Below are 21,359 nucleotides of genomic sequence, written 5' to 3'. Positions count from 1 at the left end.
GGGGGGCTGGCGCTGATCGATGAGCCACGGTCACGGCTTCTCAGACCGTGCCATGGAGTGCCGTGGCGCTTGCCTTCTACTGAGCTGGCCGCTCAATGGGTCATGCGTGGTAACGATGCCAGGGATGAGCATTGCGATTGTCGTGCGAAGTCGATCCCGTGATGCTGCAGGCAGGCGTCTTCATAGGCGATCTGGTCATCGTCTGCGATCGAGCAAAGGTAGGCGTCTATAGGTTCGAAGCGGCACTCTGGCGCTATATCAACCGAGAAGAGCGACAGGCTATGAGTCACTGAACAGTGGGCACCCAACTGTTGCAGTGTCTTGATGATGTTGGCTTTGTCCTGTGCATTTTCAGCGAAGACTCTGAGGGTGGAGTGGCCTCCTTGTTGAATAACGACGGTAGCGATCAGCTCGTTGTTTTCCTGTCGCGTATCAATCAGGTCGCCTTTGCTGAGTCCATAAATGTAATAGGGCGTGTTGTCGACGATGTAGGTCGTTTCGCCTTGTTTGATGCCCCAAAGGGATTCGGCAGCGCAGGGTGGGTAACCGTCATCGTCCTGTTTCAGGAGGATGGTGATCTTGTGAAAGACTTCTGGGTGATGCTGTTTCATGCCCATGGGCTCCGCCCGCTCGAACGTGTCCGACAGTAGTGATAGCTGATTCGCGCCGAAGAATACCTAATCCAATCCCTTCATCAGGACAGATTTCAGCGACTATGTGGGGGGCACTTCAATGGTGCTCCTGAAGAATCCGGGGTCTTGAATCGCAGCGGGGTCAAGCGACTGCGTTGGCCATCACAGGGGGGCGCACTTGGCGTTTGAATAATCTCGGGAATAATGCTGTGATTGCGCCCGTCGCGCCCCCGGGTGGCCGCGCTTTTTTCAGAGATTCAGTGAAATGGATAGCCAAGCAATGACAACCAGGACGTCGCAGCTGCCTCCCGGCAGCGACAGGCGCGAGCGCCTGGAAGGTATCGCAGCCCATGCCGCGCTGGTGTTGGAGACCAACAACCTGCGTGGCGGCAAGGATGCACGGGAGGCCTTGAACAGCCTCAAGCGGCTGATCGCACGCCTTGCCCGGCAGAGTCTGCCTCCGCAGAGTTTTGCCCAGTGGGTCATCACCCACGATGGCCTCGATCCTGTGGCGCGCCAGGCCCTGTGTGCACTGGCCGGACGGGAACTGGACTTTGTCGAGATCGATACCCTCACCGGTTACTACGATGCCAAGAATGTCGGTTTCGACGCGGTCGACCAGGGGCGCTGCCAGTACGTGGTCTTTGCCGATGCCGATTGCATTCCCTGTAGCCATTGGCTGGAGCAGTTGCTCGTGCCTTTCGCCGAGGACGACGCGCCGTTGGCGGTTGCCGGGCGTACCAGTTATGCGCCCAGCGTCGCCGGCAGTGCCCTGACCGCCATCGACTTCATGTACTTCCCCAGCCCCTTGCGCCGCGGCGCCACGCGTAACTTCTACGCCAACAACGTGGCCTTTCGCTGTGACACCTTCGAGCAATATCGCTATGAGCCGCTCGATGGCATCTATCGCGCCCATTGCCAGGTCATGGGCCTGCGCCTGCAAGCGGCGGGCGTGGCGGTGGTCTATGCGCCAGGCGCCCATACCGAGCATCGACTGCCCGACAGCCAGGGCGAAGTGCTCAAGCTGCGCTGGCTCAGGGGCGGTGACAGCGTCGGCCTGACCCCCTATCTGGTCCGCGCCTATATGCCGGGCTGGCTGCAGTGGCTTGGGCGCAGTGGTCCGATCGGCCCGCTGTGCGTGATGCTCGGGCGCCTCGGCTACAGCCTGCGGGCCCTCAACCATCAGGACTTGCCGCCCTTGCGTGGGCTCCGACGTCTTGGGGCGACGCTGGTGGTCATCGGCATGTCGTTGCTCGACACCGCTGGCGCTGTGGTGCGAGGCATGGGCATCCGTGTCGGGCGCCGCAGCGCCGGTCACAGTGAAGCCTTGTCGTATCACCGCAACCTGGATTGATCCCCGTCGTGCCGTATCGTCGCACGCCGCCTGCGTGCCCACAGGACTCCCCCATGAAAACATCTTCGCTCGCTTCATTCGGCTACTCCCTGGCCTGCCTGGCACTGTTGGCATTGAGCGGCCAGGCCAATGCCGCGCCTTCCGAGTTCAGTGGTCGCGGGGTGTTTCACTTCGCCTCGGACAGTGGCTGCGCGACCGTCACCCGCAGCACCGACCGCGACTGCAACCGGATTGCCCTGGATGTGGCAGATGCCCGGGCCAGCGTCGACCCGCAAACCCACGCCATCGTGATTGGCGCTGACGACCACCATGACAGCAAGACGGTGATCGGCGACGTGCTGCTGCACGGCAGTGGCATCGCCGCCGATGGCCAGCGCGTGCCGCTGAGCCTGCAGGTGCTGTTGCGGCGCTCGGGCACGAAGTGGAAGTCCGACACCTATGTGCACTCGCCCGTGCGCGGCAAGTTCAGCGACATCGTCCTCGACCCCTATCAGATCAGCGTCCGCGAAAGCACCGGCGAGCGTGTGCTGTTCACCGCCGAGCAGGCGCGCAAGGTCCTGGCGCAGCCGTCAATCGCCGCGCGAGTGGCCAGTTACTTCGTGGTCGTGCGTCCCAGCGATGCCCAGAGCCCGGCGGCCGACGACATCACCATCGGCCTGGGTGTCGGGCGGCTGTCCAAGTCAGTGATGCGTGCCAGTTTCAGCGCCACGCAACCGGGCACTGGCGAGCTGGATGCGTTGCTGGCAACGGGCACCTGGAACCTTAACCTGCAGGCCCTGAGCGGCCAGATTCCGTTGTGGGTGGTTCAGCGCCAACTGTTCGTGTTCGGCCTTGAGGACAGTCCTCTGCTCAAGGAGGTGCGCCAACGCGGCCTGAACAAGCGCGACACCCTGGAATTGGGCGCGGTCAACGGCAAGGGCTACCTGCGTTACAACGGCCATGAACAACCCTTTGCCAATGCCGGGGCGTCCGGAACGGCCTTTATGCGTGACAGCTTTATCGGCCTGATCCTGGCCTGGCACCGCAGCCAGCAGGTGGCCACGGCATCCGCCACTGCCCCGCAGTCCGCGCAATGAGTGGGGGTGAAGCGGTCGCCACCGAGGCGGACTTCAGCTGCCTGAGCATGCCTCAGGCCCAGGGCCTGGGGGCGGTGCAGGCGCGCCTGGTGGATCGCATCAAGCGCGCTGCGCTGCGGCGCCTGCACCGTAGCCCCCGCGGGGAGCGCTTGTTGTTGCGCATGTACCTGGCCGGCGAAGACGCCACCGAGCGCACACTGCTGGAAGACTTGCTCCCCCAGTCACCGCCCTGGCTCGAGCGTCAGGTGCAACAGCACCTGGCCGATGAGCGTCGCCATGTGACGCTGTTTGCCGACGCTTTGCGCGGCCTGGGCGACGACGGCTCGGTGCGCCTGGAGCCGGACTGGCTCAGCCGGCGCAAGATCCGCCGCTGGCAGCGCCTGGCCCATCGCTATGCGGCACATTTCGAGCATGGCCTGCTGGTGCCGGCCTACGCCACCGGGCTCTGTGCCGAGCAGATGGCCCAGCGGGTATTGAGCCGCCACTGTGTGGTGATAGGCACCGGGCATGAGCTGTATCCGTTGCTGTCGCGGGTCCTGGCCGACGAGAAGGCCCACGTGCGCTTGTGCGAGAACACCTTGCGCCGCATTGTCGCGCCCCATGAGTCGGTACACCTGGACCTGTTGCTCAAGGACATTCGCGCAGTGGATGCCAGTTTCGGCGTGACCGGTGCCCTGGCCATGTACGTCGCCGGTTGGTTCCTGGGCGGTGTGGGCAGCGCGGCCCGATGAATAAACGGATTCTTTACCTGGCGACCGCCGATGCCCGTGGCCACCTGATGCGCGCGCAATTGCTGGTGCATGCCCTGCGCGAGGCGGGAGCCCAGGTCGAGGTGCTGACGACCTCGGAGCAGGGGCAGCACTTTCTGCAACGTTTCGGCATCGAGGCCGAGCTGCTGTCCAGGCACTATGCGGTGCAGTTCGACAGCGAGCAGAACATGCTGCGCCACGCCACCAATCGCAATGTCGCCCATTACCTGTTTCGTCCCGGGCGGATGCTGCGGGACATTCTCCATCTGGGGCGCAGGCTGCGCAGTGTGGATCTGGTGATCAACGACTCCTTCCATCCGGCGCTGCTGTACATGGGCATGCTGCCGGGATGGCGACGCAAGGTCGTGCACGTGTACGGCGCGAGCCTCAAGGTGGCATTGCTGAACAATTTCGCGGGCATGTGGCCGCGGCAGTTCGGGCGGTTGTTCGGCTGGATTGTCGACCGTCAGATCAACGCGGCGCGAGCCCGCATCGAGCATGATTTCGCCTATGAAGTGGACGACACCCAGGCGCCGTTGCTGTATCGCCTGCCGACTCCGGTGGCCCTGGCGGCGGTGATGCCGGAACCTGCGGCCCCCGGGGCTGCGGTGTACCTCAATCCGCATTTCAGCGAGCCCAGCCTGGCCGATGCCTTGGGTGCGGGCCTGGAGGACGCCGGCCTGGACGCGCATCGGGTGGGCGAGGGCTATGCCGGGCGCCATGGCTGGCTCGGGGTCGACCCGCACTGGGCCAGCCGCGCCGCCCAGGCCCGGCTGATAGTGTCAGCGCCGGGCATGGCGGCACTGTCCATCGCTCGGGTCTATCAGCGGCCGATCCTCCTGGTGCTCAGCGATCAGCCCGAACAGACCAGCAACGCGGCGCGTGCCGCCCAGCTACAGCTGCTGCATCGGGTGGTGACCTGGCGCGGCGACGCCGCGGACTTTCGCCGCCAGGTGACTCCGGCGGCGCAGCAACTGACTGCAGCGGCGGGGACCGAGTCGACAGCGGCTGCCGGTCGGGCGCGGGCCCAGGGGCGGATCGACGCCTGGGTCAGCCGCCTGCTCAGCCTGTGAACGCGCCGCTGTGGGCCGTGATCCACTCTTGCACCCACTAAGCGAGCAGCCATGAGCAATCCCTTGCCCAGCCCGACCCCGAGAGCCAACTATCGACAGACGCTGGTTGCGCTGCTGGGACTGTTGCTGGGCCTGAGCATTTTCATCGGCGTGCAGCGACTGATCACGCCGCGCTACACCTGGGTCACGCCGCTGGATGAATGGATTCCTTTCATTGCCCAGTCCTGGTGGCTGTACGTGCTGTTCTTTCCCTTCGTGCTGCTGGCGGCGACCTACGCCAGTGCTGAAGCGTTCAGGGTGTTCAAGAACGCCACGGGGATGGCCTTCGCCATTGCCCTCCTGTGTTTCTGGCTGTTCCCCGAGCACCTGCCCAGGCCCGATCTTGGCAACCTCGACAATGCCTTTTTGCATCAGCGCCTGAGCCGCATGTGGCAGCTGGACCTGGCGTCCAACGGCTGCCCCAGCCTGCATGTGGCGGTAACGTGCCTGGCCTGCCGTGCGCTCTGGTCCCAACCCGGCAAATGGCTGATCGGCATCACCGGCCTGCTGATCTGCCTGTCGACCCTGACCCTCAAGCAACACACGCTGCTGGATGTCGCAGGCGGCCTCCTGCTGGCCCTGGCCTGCGCCCTGGCCACCCAACGACAAGGAAACCATGCCCGTGTCCCAGCCTAATGCCCGCGCCGGCGACAATCAGGCGCTCAAGGCCTTTGTCCCGACCGCTGAGCTGTTTGTCCTCAAGCCCTGGATCGGGATGCTGGCGCTGCTCGCCGACTGGCTGCTGATCGCTGCCGCGTTCGTCTGTGCCGCACGCTGGCCGCATCCCGTCACCTACCTGTTGGCGGCGCTGATCATTGCCCGCAGCCAGTTGGCCCTGGCGGTGATCATGCATGAGAGTGCCCACGGCCTGCTCCTGCGCCGGCAGGCATTCAATGATGGCGTGGGTCAGCTGTTGGCGGCTGGCCCGCTGTTTCTTTCCATGGCTACCTACCGCGCCGGCCACCTGAAGCACCACCGGCAGCCGATGCTGCATGACGACCCGGTGATGGCGGTGTTTGGCATGGGGGACTACCCGCTGCCTCGGGGCAAGCTGGCCAGGCGCTTGCTGGCGGACCTGTTCGGGGTGGGCTACTTCATCAGTGCCTGCAAATTTGCCCGGGGTGACTACCGCGCCATCATGCCCAAGGTCGACAAGTCCGCGGGGCAGGTGTCCTGGGAGATCTGTTCAATGCTGCTGGTCAACGGCGTGCTGTTCGGCTTGCTGAGTGCGTTCGGGCACCCCTGGCTCTACCTGGGTCTGTGGTTGTTGCCGGCCATCACTTTGCTGCCCTTGATGGGCCGGGTCCGGGCGCTGATGGAGCACGCCGGCTTGCCCGCCCATGCTGACCAGAGCCAGAACGCCCGCAGCATCGTGCGTCCGAACGGGCAGACCTTCTTCTTCGGCCCCCATGGGATTCACTACCACATCGAGCATCACCTCTATGTGCGTGTGCCGTTCTACCATTTGCGCCGTCTGCATGAACAACTGGCAGCGCGGCAGTTGCTGCCTGCGGCGAATCTCTATGGCGGCTACATCGCGGTACTGCGGGATGTCAGCTACCCGGCGTTGAAGCCGCCGGCGGCCTGACTCTCTGCGACGTCCCCGGTCCCATCCCCCGGATGCTGATCGATGAACTCCCGCAGGTGCTGAATGCTCATGGGGCGGCCGAACAGCCAGCCTTGGGCGTACTGCACGCCATGTTTGCGCAAAATGTCGCGCTGGAGCGGATTTTCGACGCCTTCGGCAATCATCTGCAGGCCTAGGGAGCGCGCCAGTTCGATGATGTGCATCGTCACCAGGCTGGTGGGGGCGTCGGTGCCCAGGGTGTCGACAAACATCTTGTCGATCTTCAGGTAGTCCAACTCATAGGTGGCCAGGTACGACAGGCTGGAATGACCGGTGCCGAAGTCGTCGATGGCCACCTGGAAACCGTTGGCCCTGACCGCCAGTAGTACGGCGCGGGACTTGTCGGGGTCCATCAGGCCGCGCTCGGTGATTTCCACCATCAGGCTGCGCGGTCCCATGCCGGCTTCTTCGGAGAGTTTCTTCAAGCGCTGTTCGGCGTCCTGGGTCTTCAGATCCTCGCTGGAAAGGTTGATGGCGATGTGCAGGCGTTCATCGGCGCGCAGCAGTTCCGCGGCATCGCGCACCACGATTTCCATGACCCGGGCGGTGATGCGCTGGATCAGTCCGTTGGCTTCGGCCATGGGAATGAAGACACTGGGGCTGATCAGCTTGCCGCCCTGGGTGCGCCAGCGCGCCAGGGCCTCGGCACCGACGCAGCGGCCATTGTGCAAGTCGATGATGGGCTGGTACTCGATGAAAAACTCGTCGCGTTCCAAGGCCGCTTGCAACTCCCCCTTCAGGGACAGGCGGCGCCGGGCCAGATAGGCGACCAGAGCGGCCAACAGCAGGCCCAGCACCAGCCCCAAAGGCGCGATGATCAGCGCTAGGCGCCGTACCCGCTCGGCCACCACCGATGAGGATTGGGCGGCCAATGCCGCGGTTTCGCTGTTGGACGCCGGCACAATGACGACGAAGTAGCCGTCATCTTCGAATTCCAGCGCTTTGCCATCGCCGCTGTAGCGCTGTACCCATTGCTCCTTCACCACGCCGCGCTGGCCGATGATGCTGCGCAGCCGGGTTTGTAGGAAGGCGCTGGATACCGATGACTGCTGATTCAGCAGGTCCAGGGCAAAGTCGGGGTGAATGATGGCGGCGTAGTTGTCCCGGGCCACCAGGGTAAACACCTGATCCGGCAGACCGGGCAGATGTACTTTGTTCCAGAAGCGCAGGCCGCTGGGGTCCGGCCCCGAAAAAGCGCCCAACGCCAGGGGGGCGGTTTGGGCTTGCAGGGTGTTGCACAGCAGCGTCGAGCCGGCCATGCCGGCCATGCCCACGATGTAGCGATAGCCCAGTACCAGTCTGTGCATGTCTTGGAGCTGTTGGCTGGAACAGAAGGCTTGAGGAGGTTGCTGGTTGAGCTGGCTGATGGCGGTATTGATCTGTGCGCGCTGCAGGCGGGCACGCTCCAGAACGTCGTTGGCCACCTCGTGCAACGAGGACATGACCGCTTCGCGGCCCTGGTTTTGGGCCAGGTAGAGGGACAGCGACAGGGGCGCAAGCAGTGCCAGCAAGCCAACGGCACAGGCCAGCAGGAGGACACCCAGCTTGTTCATTGAACGCTCCGTGACCCAATGACGGCCTCGTCAGTGCCTGGCGCGACCTTGATGACGTTCGGGAAAGCGGGCAGGAACCTGCCCAATGGCTAATGGGGTGCAAGTATAGAAGGCGCTGGGCAATCAATCGGAACAAGGCCATCGGACCCGCCATTGCAGCGGGTCCGACAGGCGTGTCAAAGCTTGGGCAGTTGCCCGATACGTCCGACCATTTCGGTGACGATCTGCAAGTCCAGGAGGAACTGGTCCACGGTCTTGAACTCGTTGTCGGTGTGGCCGGTGTACTTGACTTCGGGCCGCGCCAGGCCGAATTGCACGCCGTTGGGCAGTTCATGCACCGAGGTGGCGCCAGCGGAGGTGCCGAACTGGTGTTGCATGCCCAGGTTCTCGCTGGCCACCGCCAGCAAGGCCTTGACCCATTCGCCTTCGGGGTTGCGGTACATCGGCGCGGCGATGGAGGTGTCGAGCGTCACCGCCACCTGGGTCTTCTTGCTCCAGGCCGCCAGCTTGTCGGTGATTTCAGCCTTCAGCGCGTCCGGGGTCTTGCCCTTGGGCACTCGCAGGTTGACCGCCAGCTTGAAGGCTTTGTCATCCACGCCGACGAAGGTCGGGGACGTGGTCAGCGGCCCCATGAAGGCGTCGGCGAAACCGATGCCCAGCTTGTTCCCCAGGTAGTCCAGGCCCCAGTTGTCGGCGGCGTAGCGGGCACCGTCGGTGAACGCGTTGTGCTTGAGGGCGATCTTGCCGTCGAGGCTGTTGATGAAGTCCAGCATCCGCGCCACCGGGTTGACCCCGGACTCGGGTTCGGAGGAGTGGGCGGACACGCCGGTGACGGTCAACTGCACATCCTTGCCCACCACCTTGGCGGTCACCTGGAAGTTGCCGCCGTTGGCCTTGGCATAGGCGGCACCGGCTTGCTGCAGGCTGGCCACCAGTTCGGCGGGGGTGTCGGTCTTGAAGGTGGCCACCGAGGTGGAAGGAATCTGGTTGGTGGCCAGGCCACCGGTCAGCCCGGTCATTTCCGCGCCCTTGCCTTCGGCGGCACGCCGGGCAAAGGTCGCCATCACCGTGCCGTAGCCTTTCTCGGCGATCACCACCGGGTAGCCGCCATCCAGCGCCAGGTTGTAGTTGGGCGTCGGGTTGCGTTCAAAGTAGTAGGGGATGGCGTCGCCGCTGGTTTCCTCGGTGGTGTCCACCAGCAGTTTGAAGTTGCGCGCCAGGGGCAGCTTCTCTTCCTTGACGATCTTCATGGCGTAGAGCGCGACCACGATGCCGTTCTTGTCGTCCTCGGTGCCGCGGCCGTACATGCGGTCGCCGATCAGGGTGACCTTGAACGGGTCGAGGCGGGTGCCGTCTTCCAGGACCCAGTTTTCCGGGGTGACCGGCACCACGTCGGCGTGGGCGTGGATACCGACCACTTCGTCGCCGGTGCCGTCCAGGGAGATCTCGTAGACCCGGTTGTCGATGTTGCGAAAGTTCAGGTTGAAGGCCTTGGCCAGGCCCTGGATCTTCTCGGCGATCTTGAGAAACTCGGGGTTCTTGTACTGCGGCACACCGTCGATGTTGAAGGTGGGAATGGCCACCAGTTCACGCAGGGTCTCGGTGGCGGCCTTGCCGTACTTCACCCGGGCGTAGAGGCCTAGCAGGCGATGGATCTCGTTCTGCTGTTCGGCGGACAGGCTCTTGTTGTCGAGAAAGGCGCTGATGGCCGGGCCCAGGTTGGCGTCCTTGCCCGCTTCGCTCTTGGCCAGGCTGCCGAGGAACTGACGGAAGTCGCTGACCGAGTGGTCACTGAAGGACTTGAGGATGGCCGCGCTCTGTTGCGGGGTGATATTGGCCTGGGCGAAGCTTGAGAACGCGGACAGGCTGGCGAGCATCAGGGTGGCCGCAGCCAGGTGCTTGAGAGAAAAATCCATTGTTGAGGGCATTCCTTTGCAGGTTATGAGTGGGAAGTGTCTGATGTTTCAGACAGAAACGTTCCCAAGCTAACACTACGAAGGAGGGCGACGGGAGTCCCGGATGTGGGATCTGTCGCACAGAAAGGCAAAAGCGGCGCACAAACGAAAGATGTTACAGGGCGGGGAACAGCGGGCGCCTGGGTCGGCGCCCGCTGTGGGTGGGGCAGGATCAGATGGTGGCGTCCCAAGGACGATCGCCATGCTCGTCCTTGATGCGGGTCGGCAGGCCCATCACGTCCAGCGCCTTGAGGAACGGCTTGGCCGCCAGTTCCTCGACGTTGACCATGCGTTGCACGTCCCACTCGCCACGGGCGACCAGCAGGGCGGCAGCCACTGGCGGTACACCGGCGGTGTAGGAAATGCCCTGGCTGTCGGTCTCGGCGTAGGCTTCTTCGTGGTCAGCCACGTTGTAGATGAAGACTTCGCGCGGCTGGCCATCCTTGGTGCCCTTGACCAGGTCACCGATGCAGGTCTTGCCGGTGTAGCCCGGGGCCAGGGAGGCCGGATCAGGCAGCACGGCCTTGACCACTTTGAGTGGTACCACTTCCAGGCCTTCGGCGGTCTTGACCGGTTGCTCGGAGAGCAGGCCGAGGTTGCGCAGCACGGTAAACACGTTGATGTAGTGCTCGCCGAAGCTCATCCAGAAGCGCACGTTGGGCACGTCGAGGTTTTTCGACAGCGAGTGCACTTCGTCGTGGCCGGTCAGGTACAGGTTCTGCGAGCCGACCACGGGCAGGTCGTCGGTACGCTTGACTTCGAACATGGTGTTGCTGGTCCACTGGCTGTCCTGCCAGCTCCACACCTGTCCGGTGAATTCGCGGAAGTTGATTTCCGGGTCGAAATTGGTGGCGAAGTATTTGCCGTGGGAACCGGCATTGACGTCGAGAATGTCGATGGAATCAATGCGGTCGAAATGTTCTTGCTTGGCCAGGGCGGCATAGGCGTTGACCACGCCCGGATCGAAGCCCACGCCGAGAATGGCGGTGACTTTCTTCTCCTGGCATTCCTCGAGGTGCTTCCACTCGTAGTTGCCGTACCAGGGTGGGGTCTCGCAAATCTTGCCCGGCTCTTCGTGGATCGCGGTGTCCAGGTAGGCCACACCGGTATCGATGCAGGCACGCAGCACCGACATGTTGAGGAACGCGGAGCCGACGTTGATGACGATCTGCGACTCGGTCTCGCGGATCAGCGCCTTGGTCGCTTCGATGTCCAGCGCGTTGAGGGCGAAGGCTTTTATTTCAGCGGGCTGTTTGAGGCTGCCCTTGGCCTTGACGCTGTCGATGATGGCCTGGCATTTGGAGATGTTGCGCGACGCGATAGCAATACGACCGAGTTCGTCGTTGTGCTGCGCGCACTTGTGGGCCACCACCTTGGCGACACCTCCTGCACCAATGATAAGAACATTCTTCTTCAATTTATTTACTTCTCCTCGTGTCTGTCCGCTCAGGAAAGGCTGGACAGGTAGTCTTCGAAACCAAACTCGCGCACCACGTCGATGCTGCCATCGAGTTGTTTCACGACAATGGACGGCATTTTCAGACCGTTGAACCAGTTTTTCTTGACCATGGTGTAACCCGCAGCGTCGATGAACGACAGTCGATCGCCGATGGCCAGCGGACGATCAAATTGGTATTCGCCGAAGATGTCCCCGGCCAGGCAGGATTTGCCACACACCATGTAGGTATGTTCACCCGTGCTTGGTGACAGCTTGGCGTTCAAGCGATAAATCAGCAGGTCGAGCATGTGGGCTTCGATGGAACTGTCCACCACCGCCAGGTGCTTGCCGTTGTACAGGGTGTCGAGCACGGTCACTTCCAGGGACGCGCTCTGGGTGATGGCGGCTTCGCCCGGCTCCAGGTAGACCTGTACGCCGTACTTCTCGGAGAACGCCTTGAGGCGCGCGCAGAAGGCGTCCAGGGCGTAGTCCTCGCCGGTGAAGTGAATGCCGCCGCCGAGGCTGACCCATTCCACCTTGTGCAGCAGGTGGCCGAAGCGCTCTTCGATGGTGGTCAACATCTGGTCGAACAGGCCGAAGTCGCCGTTCTCGCAGTTGTTGTGGAACATGAAGCCGGAGATGTGTTCGATCACGCCTTCGATCTTCGCCGGGTCCCACTCGCCCAGGCGGCTGAACGGGCGCGCCGGGTCGGCCAGCAGGTAGTCCGAGCTGCTCACCTGGGGATTGACCCGCAGGCCGCGGACCTTGCCGCTGGAGGCATCGGCAAAGCGCTGCAGCTGGCTGATGGAGTTGAAGATGATCTTGTCGCAGTTAGCGAGCATGTCCTCGATCTCGTCGTCGGCCCAGGCCACGCTGTAGGCATGGGTTTCGCCTGCGAACTTCTGCCGGCCGAGCTTGAGCTCGTACAGCGACGAGGAGGTGGTGCCGTCCATGTACTGCTGCATCAGGTCGAACACCGACCAGGTGGCGAAGCACTTGAGGGCCAGCAGGGCCTTGGCGCCGGACTGCTCGCGCACGTAGGCGATCTTCTGCATGTTGCTCAAAAGCTTCTGCTTGTCGATGAGGTAGTACGGCGTCTTGATCATTTCAGGGTCTCCGGCAGGGCCAGCCAAAAAGGTAGGCATTGTGCCCTCAGTGCCTGCAGATCGAAAGCACGGAAATGCATTTTCGCCGGGTAATCATCTGAACGGCCAAACTGATCAGTCTGATGGCCGTGGGTCAGCGCCCGGACGTCCCCGACCACGGTCCGGCCTCGTGCAACCCGGGGCCGCAGGCCCTCGTGCTGCCTCGTTTTTTCTTATCCAGGGAGCACATTTTTAGTCATTTTCCTTCGCCGACGTCTGTCGCACCATCTGCTGCATCCGACTCACACCCGGGTTCTGAACCAGGTGTCCAGCGCTTGCGCTGACGCCCTTCGTCTTGCAGAAGGACACACATACATGACCGTAGAACAAATACAAGTGGATACCCTGGTGGTCGGCGCGGGCCAGGCCGGCGTGGCCATGAGCGAACACCTGAGCAAGCTCGGGGTGCCCCATCTGGTGCTGGAGCGCAGCCGCATCGCCGAGGCCTGGCGCACCGGACGCTGGGACTCGCTGGTGGCCAACGGGCCGGCCTGGCATGACCGCTTTCCCGGCCTGGAATTCGATACACCTGCCGATGCCTTCCCGGCCAAGGATCAGGTGGCGGACTACTTCGAGGCCTATGCCCGCCAGTTCAATGCGCCGATCCGCACCGGTGTGGAAGTGCGCAAGGTGCAGCGCAATGTCGGACGCCCCGGCTTCACCGTCGAGACCTCCGAGGGGGTGATCCAGGCCCAGCGCGTGGTGGCCGCCACCGGACCTTTCCAGCGCCCGGTGATTCCGCCGATTGCGCCCAAGGATGCACGGGTTGAGCAGATCCATTCCGCCGCCTACCGCAATCCGCAGCAACTGCCGGCGGGTGCGGTGCTGGTGGTGGGGGCGGGTTCCTCCGGCGTGCAGATCGCCGATGAGCTGCAGCGAGCGGGGCGCCAGGTCTACCTGTCGGTGGGGGCCCATGACCGTCCGCCGCGTTCCTACCGTGGCCGGGACTTCTGCTGGTGGCTCGGGGTGCTGGGGGAATGGGATGCGGAGATTGCCAAACCGGGCCGGGAGCACGTGACCATTGCTGTCAGTGGTGCCCGCGGCGGCCAGACCATCGACTTCCGCGCCCTGGCCCATCAAGGCATCACCCTGGTGGGGCTGACCCAGGCCTTCGACGGTGAGCGCGTAACCTTCCGGGCGGACCTGGTGGACAATCTGGCCCGAGGCGACGAGAACTACCTGGCGCTGCTGGACGCGGCCGATGCCTATATCGCCCGCAACGGCCTCGACCTGCCGCCGGAGCCCGAGGCTCGGCAGCCAGTCCCTGATCCGCAGTGCGTGAAACAGCCGATCCTGGAGCTGGACCTGCTGGCGGCCGGGGTCACCTCGATCATCTGGGCCACCGGCTATGCCGTGGACTTTTCCTGGCTGCAGGTGGATACCTTCAGCGAACAGGGCAAGCCCCTGCACCAGCGCGGTGTGTCCCGCGAACCCGGGGTCTATTTCCTCGGCCTGCCCTGGCTGTCGCGTCGGGGTTCCTCCTTTATCTGGGGCGTCTGGCACGACGCCAAGCACGTCGCCGATCACATCGCGACCCAGCGCAAATACCTGGCCTACAGCCAAGCCCGGCAGTCCTCGACGCAGACTTCAGCGCAACCAGAGACACCGATCCGCAACCTCGACAGCGTGGGAGCCCACTGATGCCTACTCATACCCGTATTCGCATGTTCAACACCAAGGACACCTATCCCAACCAGTCCCTGGACAATGACCTGTGCCAGGCGGTGCGTGCCGGCAACACGGTGTACGTGCGCGGTCAGGTCGGCACTGATTTCGACGGCCGGCTGGTGGGCCTCGGCGACCCGCGAGCCCAGGCCGAACAGGCGATGAAAAACGTCAAGCAACTGCTGGAAGAAGCCGGCAGCGACCTTTCCCATATCGTCAAGACCACTACCTACCTCACCGACCCGCGTTACCGCGAGCCGGTCTATCAGGAGGTGGGCAAGTGGCTCAAGGGTGTATTCCCGATTTCCACTGGCCTGGTGGTCTCGGCCCTCGGCCAGCCGCAGTGGCTGATGGAAATCGACGTGATCGCGGTCATTCCCGAGTGACCCCTGTGCGGTTGTTTCCAGCGGCGCCGAGTCGAGCGTCCATGCAGGCCCAGTGGGCCAAGGAGTTGCCATGACTTTTTCCATCGTTGGCCGCTGTGCCGAAACCGGCCAGTTGGGCATCGCCATCAGTTCGTCGAGCATCGCCGTCGGTGCTCGTTGCCCCTGGGTGCGAGCGGGAGTGGGGGCGGTAGCCACCCAGAACGTGACCCTGCCGGCCCTGGGGCCGCAGATTCTCGATCTGCTGGAGAACCACAAGCTCGATCCCGGCACGGCCCTGGACAAGGCCCTGGGCAGCAACGGCTGGAGCCAGTACCGCCAGGTGACGGTGATCGACGGCCAGGGGCGCACAGCGCTGTTCAGTGGCCAGCAAGCCCTGGGCCTGCACAACGCGCTGGCCGGCGAACAATGCGTGGCCGCCGGCAACCTGCTGGCGGGCACAGGCGTGATCGAGGCCATGGTCGAGGCGTTCGAACAGACGCCGGGGATTCTCGTCGAGCGCCTGCTGGCGGCCATGCACGCGGCGATGTCTGCCGGGGGCGAGGCGGGGCCGGTGCATTCGGCGGCGCTGAGCGTGGTGGACGACCTGACCTGGCCCATCGTCGATCTGCGGGTGGACTGGGCCGATGAAGACCCTATCGGCCAGTTGGCCGGCCTCTGGCAGGCCTATCGCCCACAGATGCAGGACTACCTGACCCGGGCCCTGGACCCCACCGCGGCGCCCAGCTACGGAGTGCCGGGCAATGAGTGAGCATTCGAGCCGCGAGCTGCTGGCGCGGTTGGTGGGTTTTGCCACGGTCAGCCGCGACTCCAACCTGGAGCTGATCGGTTTTATCCGCGACTACCTGGCGGGCCATGGGGTGGACAGCGAACTGATCTACAACCCGCAGCGCACCAAGGCCAATCTGTTTGCCAGCATCGGCCCCAGCGATCGCAGCGGTGTGGTGCTGTCCGGGCACACCGACGTGGTGCCGGTGGATGGCCAGGCCTGGAGCGTCGAGCCGTTTGTCTTGAGCGAGCGGGAAGGGCGCCTGTACGGCCGTGGCACCGCCGACATGAAGGGCTTTATCGCCTCGGTGCTGGCGGCGGTGCCGGGCTTGGTCCGGCGAGAGCTGCGCATACCGATCCACCTGGCCTTTTCCTATGACGAGGAGGTGGGCTGCCTGGGCGTGCGGCCGATGCTCGAACGATTGCAGCAGCGCCGGCACAAGCCGTTGCTGTGCCTGATCGGCGAGCCCACCGAACTGCGCCCGGTGCTGGGCCACAAGGGCAAGCTGGCCATGCGTTGCCAGGTGCGTGGCGCGGCCTGTCATTCGGCCTATGCACCATATGGTGTCAATGCCATCGAGTACGCGGCGCGGCTGATCGGCAAGCTGGGGGAGATCGGCGGCCGACTGGCCCGTCCCGAACACCACGACCCGCGCTTCGATCCGCCGTTTTCCACGGTGCAGACCGGCACCATCAAGGGCGGCCGGGCGCTGAACATCGTGCCGGCGGACTGCGAGTTCGATTTCGAGGTGCGCACCCTGCCGGAGTTCGATGCCCAGGCCGTGGTGGATGAACTGCAGCGTTATGCCCAGGACCAATTACTGCCGCAGATGCAGGCGGTACAGGCCGACACCGGGATCGCCCTGCAACCCTTGAGCGCCTACCCCGGGCTGGCCACCGCCGCCGACAGCGAAGCCGCCGAACTGCTGGCGTTGCTCAGTGGTTCGCGGGCGTTCGGCACTGTGGCGTTCGGCACCGAGGGCGGGCTGTTTCATCAGGCCGGTATCCCCACGGTGGTCTGTGGCCCGGGCAGCATGGACCAGGGGCACAAGCCGGACGAGTTCATCAGCCTTGAGCAGTTGCACGCCTGCGACGCCATGCTGCGGCGCCTGGGGGATTGGCTGGAGCGTCCGACCTGACCTTGCCCAGCGCTTGACGAGTCTTGTTTCACGCCCCAGGCCATCTTCCGGATGGCCTGGGCGTTGGCGTTTGTGCGGCCCGGCCCAGGGCCTTGGCTACCGAGCTTTTTCATGGTGCCGGAGCATATTTTTAGTATTTTTCCTCTCGCTCGCGGTGACGCACCATCCTCCCTACCTACCTAACAACCAGGCCGTTACCACGGTCGACGAGGGAGTGCAGCGTGTTCGATCTCGGTTACTGGCAGCAGCGAGCTGCCCGGCAAACATTCATTGACCAGGCGCTGATCGGCGGCCAACGGTTGTCCGCCCAGTCCGGCGCCACGTTCGATGCCATCAACCCCGCCACCAATCAACGCTTGGCCCGGGTCAGCGCCTGTGGCGCCGCCGAAGTGGACCTGGCGGTGGCCGCCGCGCGCCGGGCCTTCGACCAGGGGCCCTGGGCGCGCATGGCCCCGGTGGAACGCAAGAAGGTACTGCTGCGTCTGGCCGAGCTGATGCTTGCCCACCGCGAGGAGCTGGCCCTGCTGGAATCCCTGAACATGGGCAAGCCGGTGATGGATGCCTGGAACATTGACGTGCCTGGTGCCGCCAACGTCTTCGCCTGGTACGCCGAAAGCGTCGACAAGCTTTACGATCAGGTGGCCCCCGGCGCCCGCACCAGCCACGCCAGCATCAGCCGTGAAGCCTTGGGGGTGATCGGCGCCGTGGTGCCCTGGAACTTCCCCCTGGACATGGCGGCCTGGAAGCTGGCGCCGGCCCTGGCGGTGGGCAACTCGGTGGTGCTCAAGCCCGCCGAGCAGTCGCCGTTCTCGGCCCTGCGCCTGGGCGAACTGGCCCTGGAGGCCGGGTTGCCGGAAGGGGTGCTCAACGTGGTGCCGGGCCTGGGCGTCGAGGCCGGTCGCGCCCTGGGCCTGCACCCGGATGTGGATTGCCTGGTGTTCACCGGCTCCACCGAAGTGGGCAAGTATTTCATGCAGTACTCGGCCCAATCCAACCTCAAGCAGGTCTGGCTGGAATGTGGCGGCAAGAGCCCGAACCTGGTGTTCGCCGACTGCCAGGACCTGGACCTGGCCGCCGAGAAGGCCGCCTTTGGCATCTTCTTCAACCAGGGCGAGGTGTGTTCGGCCAACTCGCGGCTGCTGGTGGAACGCAGCATTCATGACCCGTTCGTCGAGCGCCTGCAAGCCAAGGCTCGGGACTGGCGGCCGGGCAATCCCCTGGACCCGGCCAGCCGTGCCGGGGCCATGGTCGATGCCCGCCAGACCGCCAGCGTCATGGGCTATATCAAGGGCGCCCGGGAGCAGGGCGCCGAGCTGGCGTGCGGCGGCCGGCAACTGATCATCGATGGCAGCGACAACTACATCGAACCGACCATTTTCACGGGCGTGGATCGGCAGATGACCCTGTTTCGCGAAGAACTGTTTGGCCCAGTGCTGGCGGTGACCGCCTTTGACCACGAGGAACAAGCTGTAGCGCTGGCCAACGACAGCGTCTATGGCCTGGCGGCGTCGCTGTGGAGCGATGACCTCAACCGTGCCCACCGGGTGGCCCGGCAGCTGCGGGCCGGCACGGTGTCGGTGAACACCGTGGACGCCCTGGACGTCACCGTGCCCTTTGGCGGCGGTCGGCAATCGGGGTTTGGTCGCGACCTGTCGCTGCACGCTTTCGACAAGTACACCCAACTGAAAACCACCTGGTTCCAGTTGCGCTGAGCCATGCCTTGCGACCTGCTCGCCAGGTCCAGTGCCGCGCCGTCAGAGCGCGTCTTTACCTGCCGCTTCGGCGGCAGGCCCACAACAATAAAAAGCGGAGTGTGTGCCATGACTGCAAGTGTCTCCATCGGGGCTGCAAGCCCCCTGCAACGCGGCGGTTTGCGCCGGGTCCTGGGCCTGGGTTCGCTGGTCTCGGTAGCCGTCGGCCTGGTGGTGTCCCAGGGAGTGATGGTGCTGATGCTGCAAGGGGCGGGAATGGCCGGGCTGGGCTTCTTCATGCCCCTGCTGCTGGCCTATCTGATGGCCCTGACCTACGCGCTGTCCTTTTCCGAACTGGCGCTGATGGTGCCTCGGGCCGGCAGCTTGAGCAGCTACACCGAAGTGGCCATCGGGCACTTCCCGGCGATCCTCGCCACCTTCTCCGGCTACATGGTGGTGGCGATGTTCGCCCTGTCCGCCGAACTGCTGCTCCTGGACCTGATCATCGGCAAGGTCTACCCCGGCGCGCTGCCGCCGATGCTGGTGGCCTATGGCGTGCTGGGCACCTTCACCTTGCTCAATCTGCTGGGCATTGACGTCTTCGCCAAGCTGCAGACGGTCCTGGCGGTGGTGATGGTGGTGATTCTGCTGACCCTGGGCCTGGGCGCCATCGGCAGCGCGCAGGCGGATCTGCAACTGCCGCTGGATCAGGGCTGGAACCCGATGGAAGTGGGGGCGCTGGCGCTGGCCGCTATGGCCATCTGGGGCTTTGTCGGTGCCGAGTTCGTCTGCCCGCTGGTGGAAGAAACCCGCAACCCGGAACGCAATATCCCGCGCTCGATGATCATTGGCCTGAGCATCATTTTCCTGGTGATCACTCTGTATTGCCTCGGCGCACTGCTGTGCATTCCCCGGGAGCAACTGGCGAGCAACCCGCTGCCGCATTTCCTCTTCGCCACCTCGGTGTTCGGTGAGGCCGGCAAACTGTTCCTGGTGGGCGCGGTGATCACCGCGACCTGCAGCACGGTCAATTCGTCCCTGGCGGCGCTGCCGCGCATGCTCTACGGCATGGCTCAGAACGGCCAGGCCTTTCCCCAGTTCAAGCGCCTGAGTCCGCGCACCCGTACGCCCTGGGTGGCGGTATTGTTCATTGCCGCGCTCACGGGCCTGCCGATCCTGCTGCTGGGCCAGGACCCGGACTCCATCAGCCTGCTGCTGTTGGCCGCGGCCCTGGCCTGGCTCTTGGCCTACATCATCGTGCACATCGACGTGATCGCCCTGCGACGTCGCTACCCCGAGGCGCCACGGCCGTTCCGTTCACCCTTCTACCCCTGGCCCCAGGTGCTGGGCATCATCGGCATGCTGTTTGCGATCTATCACGTCTCACCGTCGCCGCAGATGACCGCGCGGATCTTCGGCAGCGCCGGGGTGGTGCTCGGGGTGATCTCGGTGATTGCCGTGCTCTGGATCAAGCTGGTGATGCGCAAGCCACTGTTTGTTCCCGAGCCGCTGTTGCCCCTCGAACCGGGGCCCGCTGCAACCTCTTCCCTTGAACCCACTTGCCGTGCAGGAGAATGACCATGAGCGCTTCCAACCCTCAGCCAGACAACGCCCCGCAACGCAGTACCCAGGACTACCAGGCCGCCGACGCCGCGCACCATATCCATGCCTTTCTCGACCAGAAGGCGCTGAATGCCGAAGGCCCGCGGGTCATCGTCCGGGGCCAGGGCCTGCACCTGTGGGACAACGACGGCAAGCGCTACCTGGACGGCATGTCCGGCCTGTGGTGCACCAACCTGGGCTACGGCCGCAAGGACCTGGCGGCCGCCGCCAGCGCCCAGCTGGAACAGCTGCCGTACTACAACATGTTCTTCCACACCACCCACCCGGCGGTGGTGGAACTCTCGGAGTTGCTGTTCAGCCTGTTGCCGGGGCACTACAGCCACGCCATCTACACCAACTCCGGCTCCGAGGCCAACGAGGTGCTGATCCGCAGCGTGCGCCGCTACTGGCAGATCCTCGGCCAGCCGCAGAAGAAGGTGATGATCGGCCGCTGGAACGGCTATCACGGCTCGACCCTGGCGGCCACCGCCCTGGGCGGGATGAAGTTCATGCACGACATGGGCGGGTTGATCCCGGACGTGGCGCATATCGACGAGCCTTACTGGTTCGCCCACGAAGGCAACCTGACGCCCGCCGAGTTCGGTCTGCGCTGCGCCCGTCAGCTGGAAGAAAAGATCCTCGAACTGGGGGCCGAGAACGTCGCCGGTTTCATCGCCGAGCCGTTCCAGGGCGCGGGCGGCATGATCTTCCCGCCGGACAGCTACTGGCCGGAGATCCAGCGCATCTGCCGCCAGTACGACGTGCTGTTGTGTGCCGACGAAGTGATCGGCGGTTTCGGCCGTACCGGGGAATGGTTCGCCCACCAGCACTTCGGTTTCGAGCCCGATACCCTGTCCATCGCCAAGGGCCTGACCTCGGGCTACATCCCCATGGGCGGCCTGGTGCTGAGCAAGCGCATCGCCCAGGTGCTGGTGGAGCAGGGCGGGGTGTTCGCCCACGGTTTGACCTATTCCGGGCACCCGGTGGCGGCCGCCGTGGCCATCGCTAACCTCAAGGCCCTGCGCGATGAAGGCGTGGTGAGCCAGGTCAAGAACGACACCGGTCCCTACCTGCAGCAATGCCTGCGCGAAGTGTTCGGCAAGCATCCGCTGATCGGCGAGATCCAGGGCACCGGGCTGGTGGCGGCCCTGCAGTTCGCCGAGGACAAGGCCACGCGCAAACGCTTTGCCAACGAGAACGACATCGCCTGGCGCTGTCGCACCCTGGGCTTCGAAGAAGGCGTGATCATTCGCTCGACCTTCGGGCGCATGATCATGGCCCCGGCCCTGGTGGCCACCCGCGGTGATATCGATGAGTTGATCGACAAGACCCGGCGCGCGGTGGAACGCACGACCCAGGAAATCGAGGCCGGGCAACTGCCAACGGCCTGAGGGCTGCTGCTGGATCGAGCGCTTGTCGGCGCTGTTAAAACACAACACCCCGCCAGAGTCCGACTCTGGCGGGGTGTTG

Annotated in this window: 18 protein-coding genes; 13 read left to right on the top strand and 5 right to left on the bottom strand. The window is 64.3% G+C overall.

The window, feature by feature from the left end; translation table 11 throughout:
* Positions 1 to 92 precede the first annotated feature (92 nt).
* On the bottom strand, positions 93 to 611 hold the full coding sequence (locus tag ACMGF8_RS23475) for a DUF4265 domain-containing protein (protein ID WP_102863561.1): 519 nt from the start codon (positions 609 to 611) through the stop codon (positions 93 to 95).
* Between the two features lie 301 nt (positions 612 to 912).
* On the opposite strand from ACMGF8_RS23475, the gene ACMGF8_RS23470 reads away from it, so the two are divergent.
* The 6 genes from ACMGF8_RS23470 to ACMGF8_RS23445 are packed head-to-tail and all read left to right on the top strand — an operon-like array spanning position 913 to position 6,511.
* On the top strand, positions 913 to 1,986 hold the full coding sequence (locus tag ACMGF8_RS23470; protein WP_416757313.1) for a glycosyltransferase: 1,074 nt from the start codon (positions 913 to 915) through the stop codon (positions 1,984 to 1,986).
* A 53-nt stretch (positions 1,987 to 2,039) separates the two neighbouring features.
* A complete protein-coding gene (locus ACMGF8_RS23465; protein ID WP_416757311.1) occupies positions 2,040 to 3,062 on the top strand; it encodes a hypothetical protein in 1,023 nt (340 codons plus the stop codon).
* The gene (locus ACMGF8_RS23460) at positions 3,059 to 3,793 is read left to right on the top strand and encodes a hypothetical protein (RefSeq protein WP_207166090.1); all 735 of its coding nucleotides are present in this window, start codon (positions 3,059 to 3,061) and stop codon (positions 3,791 to 3,793) included. The genes ACMGF8_RS23465 and ACMGF8_RS23460 overlap by 4 nt, the downstream gene beginning before the upstream one ends.
* The gene (locus ACMGF8_RS23455) at positions 3,790 to 4,884 is read left to right on the top strand and encodes a hypothetical protein (protein ID WP_416757309.1); all 1,095 of its coding nucleotides are present in this window, start codon (positions 3,790 to 3,792) and stop codon (positions 4,882 to 4,884) included. The genes ACMGF8_RS23460 and ACMGF8_RS23455 overlap by 4 nt, the downstream gene beginning before the upstream one ends.
* A 51-nt stretch (positions 4,885 to 4,935) precedes the next feature.
* The gene (locus tag ACMGF8_RS23450; RefSeq protein ID WP_416757307.1) at positions 4,936 to 5,559 is read left to right on the top strand and encodes a phosphatase PAP2 family protein; all 624 of its coding nucleotides are present in this window, start codon (positions 4,936 to 4,938) and stop codon (positions 5,557 to 5,559) included.
* Positions 5,546 to 6,511: a fatty acid desaturase family protein gene (locus ACMGF8_RS23445; RefSeq protein ID WP_115582413.1), complete on the top strand. Its 966-nt coding sequence runs from the start codon at positions 5,546 to 5,548 to the stop codon at positions 6,509 to 6,511. The genes ACMGF8_RS23450 and ACMGF8_RS23445 overlap by 14 nt, the downstream gene beginning before the upstream one ends.
* On the opposite strand, the gene ACMGF8_RS23440 is transcribed toward ACMGF8_RS23445, so the two are convergent.
* The 4 genes from ACMGF8_RS23440 to ACMGF8_RS23425 form a co-directional block, all read right to left on the bottom strand.
* Positions 6,481 to 8,103, bottom strand: a complete 1,623-nt coding sequence (locus tag ACMGF8_RS23440; RefSeq protein WP_416757305.1) for an EAL domain-containing protein — start codon at positions 8,101 to 8,103, stop codon at positions 6,481 to 6,483. The genes ACMGF8_RS23445 and ACMGF8_RS23440 overlap by 31 nt on opposite strands.
* Before the next feature lie 176 nt (positions 8,104 to 8,279).
* A complete protein-coding gene (locus ACMGF8_RS23435) occupies positions 8,280 to 10,019 on the bottom strand; it encodes a dipeptidase (RefSeq protein ID WP_416757303.1) in 1,740 nt (579 codons plus the stop codon).
* A gap of 211 nt (positions 10,020 to 10,230) precedes the next feature.
* Positions 10,231 to 11,475 (bottom strand): saccharopine dehydrogenase family protein, encoded by a 1,245-nt coding sequence (locus ACMGF8_RS23430; protein WP_416757301.1) that lies wholly within the window; start codon positions 11,473 to 11,475, stop codon positions 10,231 to 10,233.
* Positions 11,476 to 11,504: 29 nt separating this feature from the next.
* Positions 11,505 to 12,602, bottom strand: coding sequence for a carboxynorspermidine decarboxylase (locus ACMGF8_RS23425; RefSeq protein WP_416757299.1), 1,098 nt, complete (start codon positions 12,600 to 12,602; stop codon positions 11,505 to 11,507).
* Positions 12,603 to 12,956: 354 nt separating this feature from the next.
* Here ACMGF8_RS23425 and ACMGF8_RS23420 point away from each other — a divergent pair, with 354 nt between their 5' ends.
* From ACMGF8_RS23420 to ACMGF8_RS23390, 7 genes are all read left to right on the top strand, one after another.
* Entirely contained in the window at positions 12,957 to 14,282 is a 1,326-nt protein-coding gene (locus tag ACMGF8_RS23420; protein WP_115580329.1) for a flavin-containing monooxygenase, read from the top strand.
* Positions 14,282 to 14,692, top strand: coding sequence for a RidA family protein (locus ACMGF8_RS23415; protein ID WP_011061806.1), 411 nt, complete (start codon positions 14,282 to 14,284; stop codon positions 14,690 to 14,692). The genes ACMGF8_RS23420 and ACMGF8_RS23415 overlap by 1 nt, the downstream gene beginning before the upstream one ends.
* A 70-nt stretch (positions 14,693 to 14,762) precedes the next feature.
* Positions 14,763 to 15,440 (top strand): DUF1028 domain-containing protein, encoded by a 678-nt coding sequence (locus ACMGF8_RS23410; protein WP_207166086.1) that lies wholly within the window; start codon positions 14,763 to 14,765, stop codon positions 15,438 to 15,440.
* Entirely contained in the window at positions 15,433 to 16,596 is a 1,164-nt protein-coding gene (gene argE, locus ACMGF8_RS23405) for an acetylornithine deacetylase (RefSeq protein ID WP_207166085.1), read from the top strand. Before ACMGF8_RS23410 ends, argE begins: the two co-directional genes overlap by 8 nt.
* 221 nt (positions 16,597 to 16,817) lie before the next feature.
* Positions 16,818 to 18,308: an aldehyde dehydrogenase gene (locus tag ACMGF8_RS23400; RefSeq protein ID WP_102863078.1), complete on the top strand. Its 1,491-nt coding sequence runs from the start codon at positions 16,818 to 16,820 to the stop codon at positions 18,306 to 18,308.
* A gap of 108 nt (positions 18,309 to 18,416) precedes the next feature.
* Positions 18,417 to 19,865, top strand: a complete 1,449-nt coding sequence (locus ACMGF8_RS23395; RefSeq protein WP_416757296.1) for an APC family permease — start codon at positions 18,417 to 18,419, stop codon at positions 19,863 to 19,865.
* A gap of 2 nt (positions 19,866 to 19,867) precedes the next feature.
* Positions 19,868 to 21,280 carry an aspartate aminotransferase family protein gene (locus ACMGF8_RS23390; RefSeq protein ID WP_102863080.1) on the top strand — a complete coding sequence of 471 codons (1,413 nt, stop codon included), beginning with the start codon at positions 19,868 to 19,870 and terminating at the stop codon, positions 21,278 to 21,280.
* The last annotated feature ends 79 nt before the right edge of the window (positions 21,281 to 21,359 follow it).

The sequence above is a fragment of the Pseudomonas sp. BNK-7 genome (assembly GCF_048072025.1).
GTDB lineage: Bacteria > Pseudomonadota > Gammaproteobacteria > Pseudomonadales > Pseudomonadaceae > Aquipseudomonas > Aquipseudomonas danubii.
Note: the sequence above shows the minus strand (reverse complement) of the source record. Positions and strands in the feature narration are given on the sequence as shown.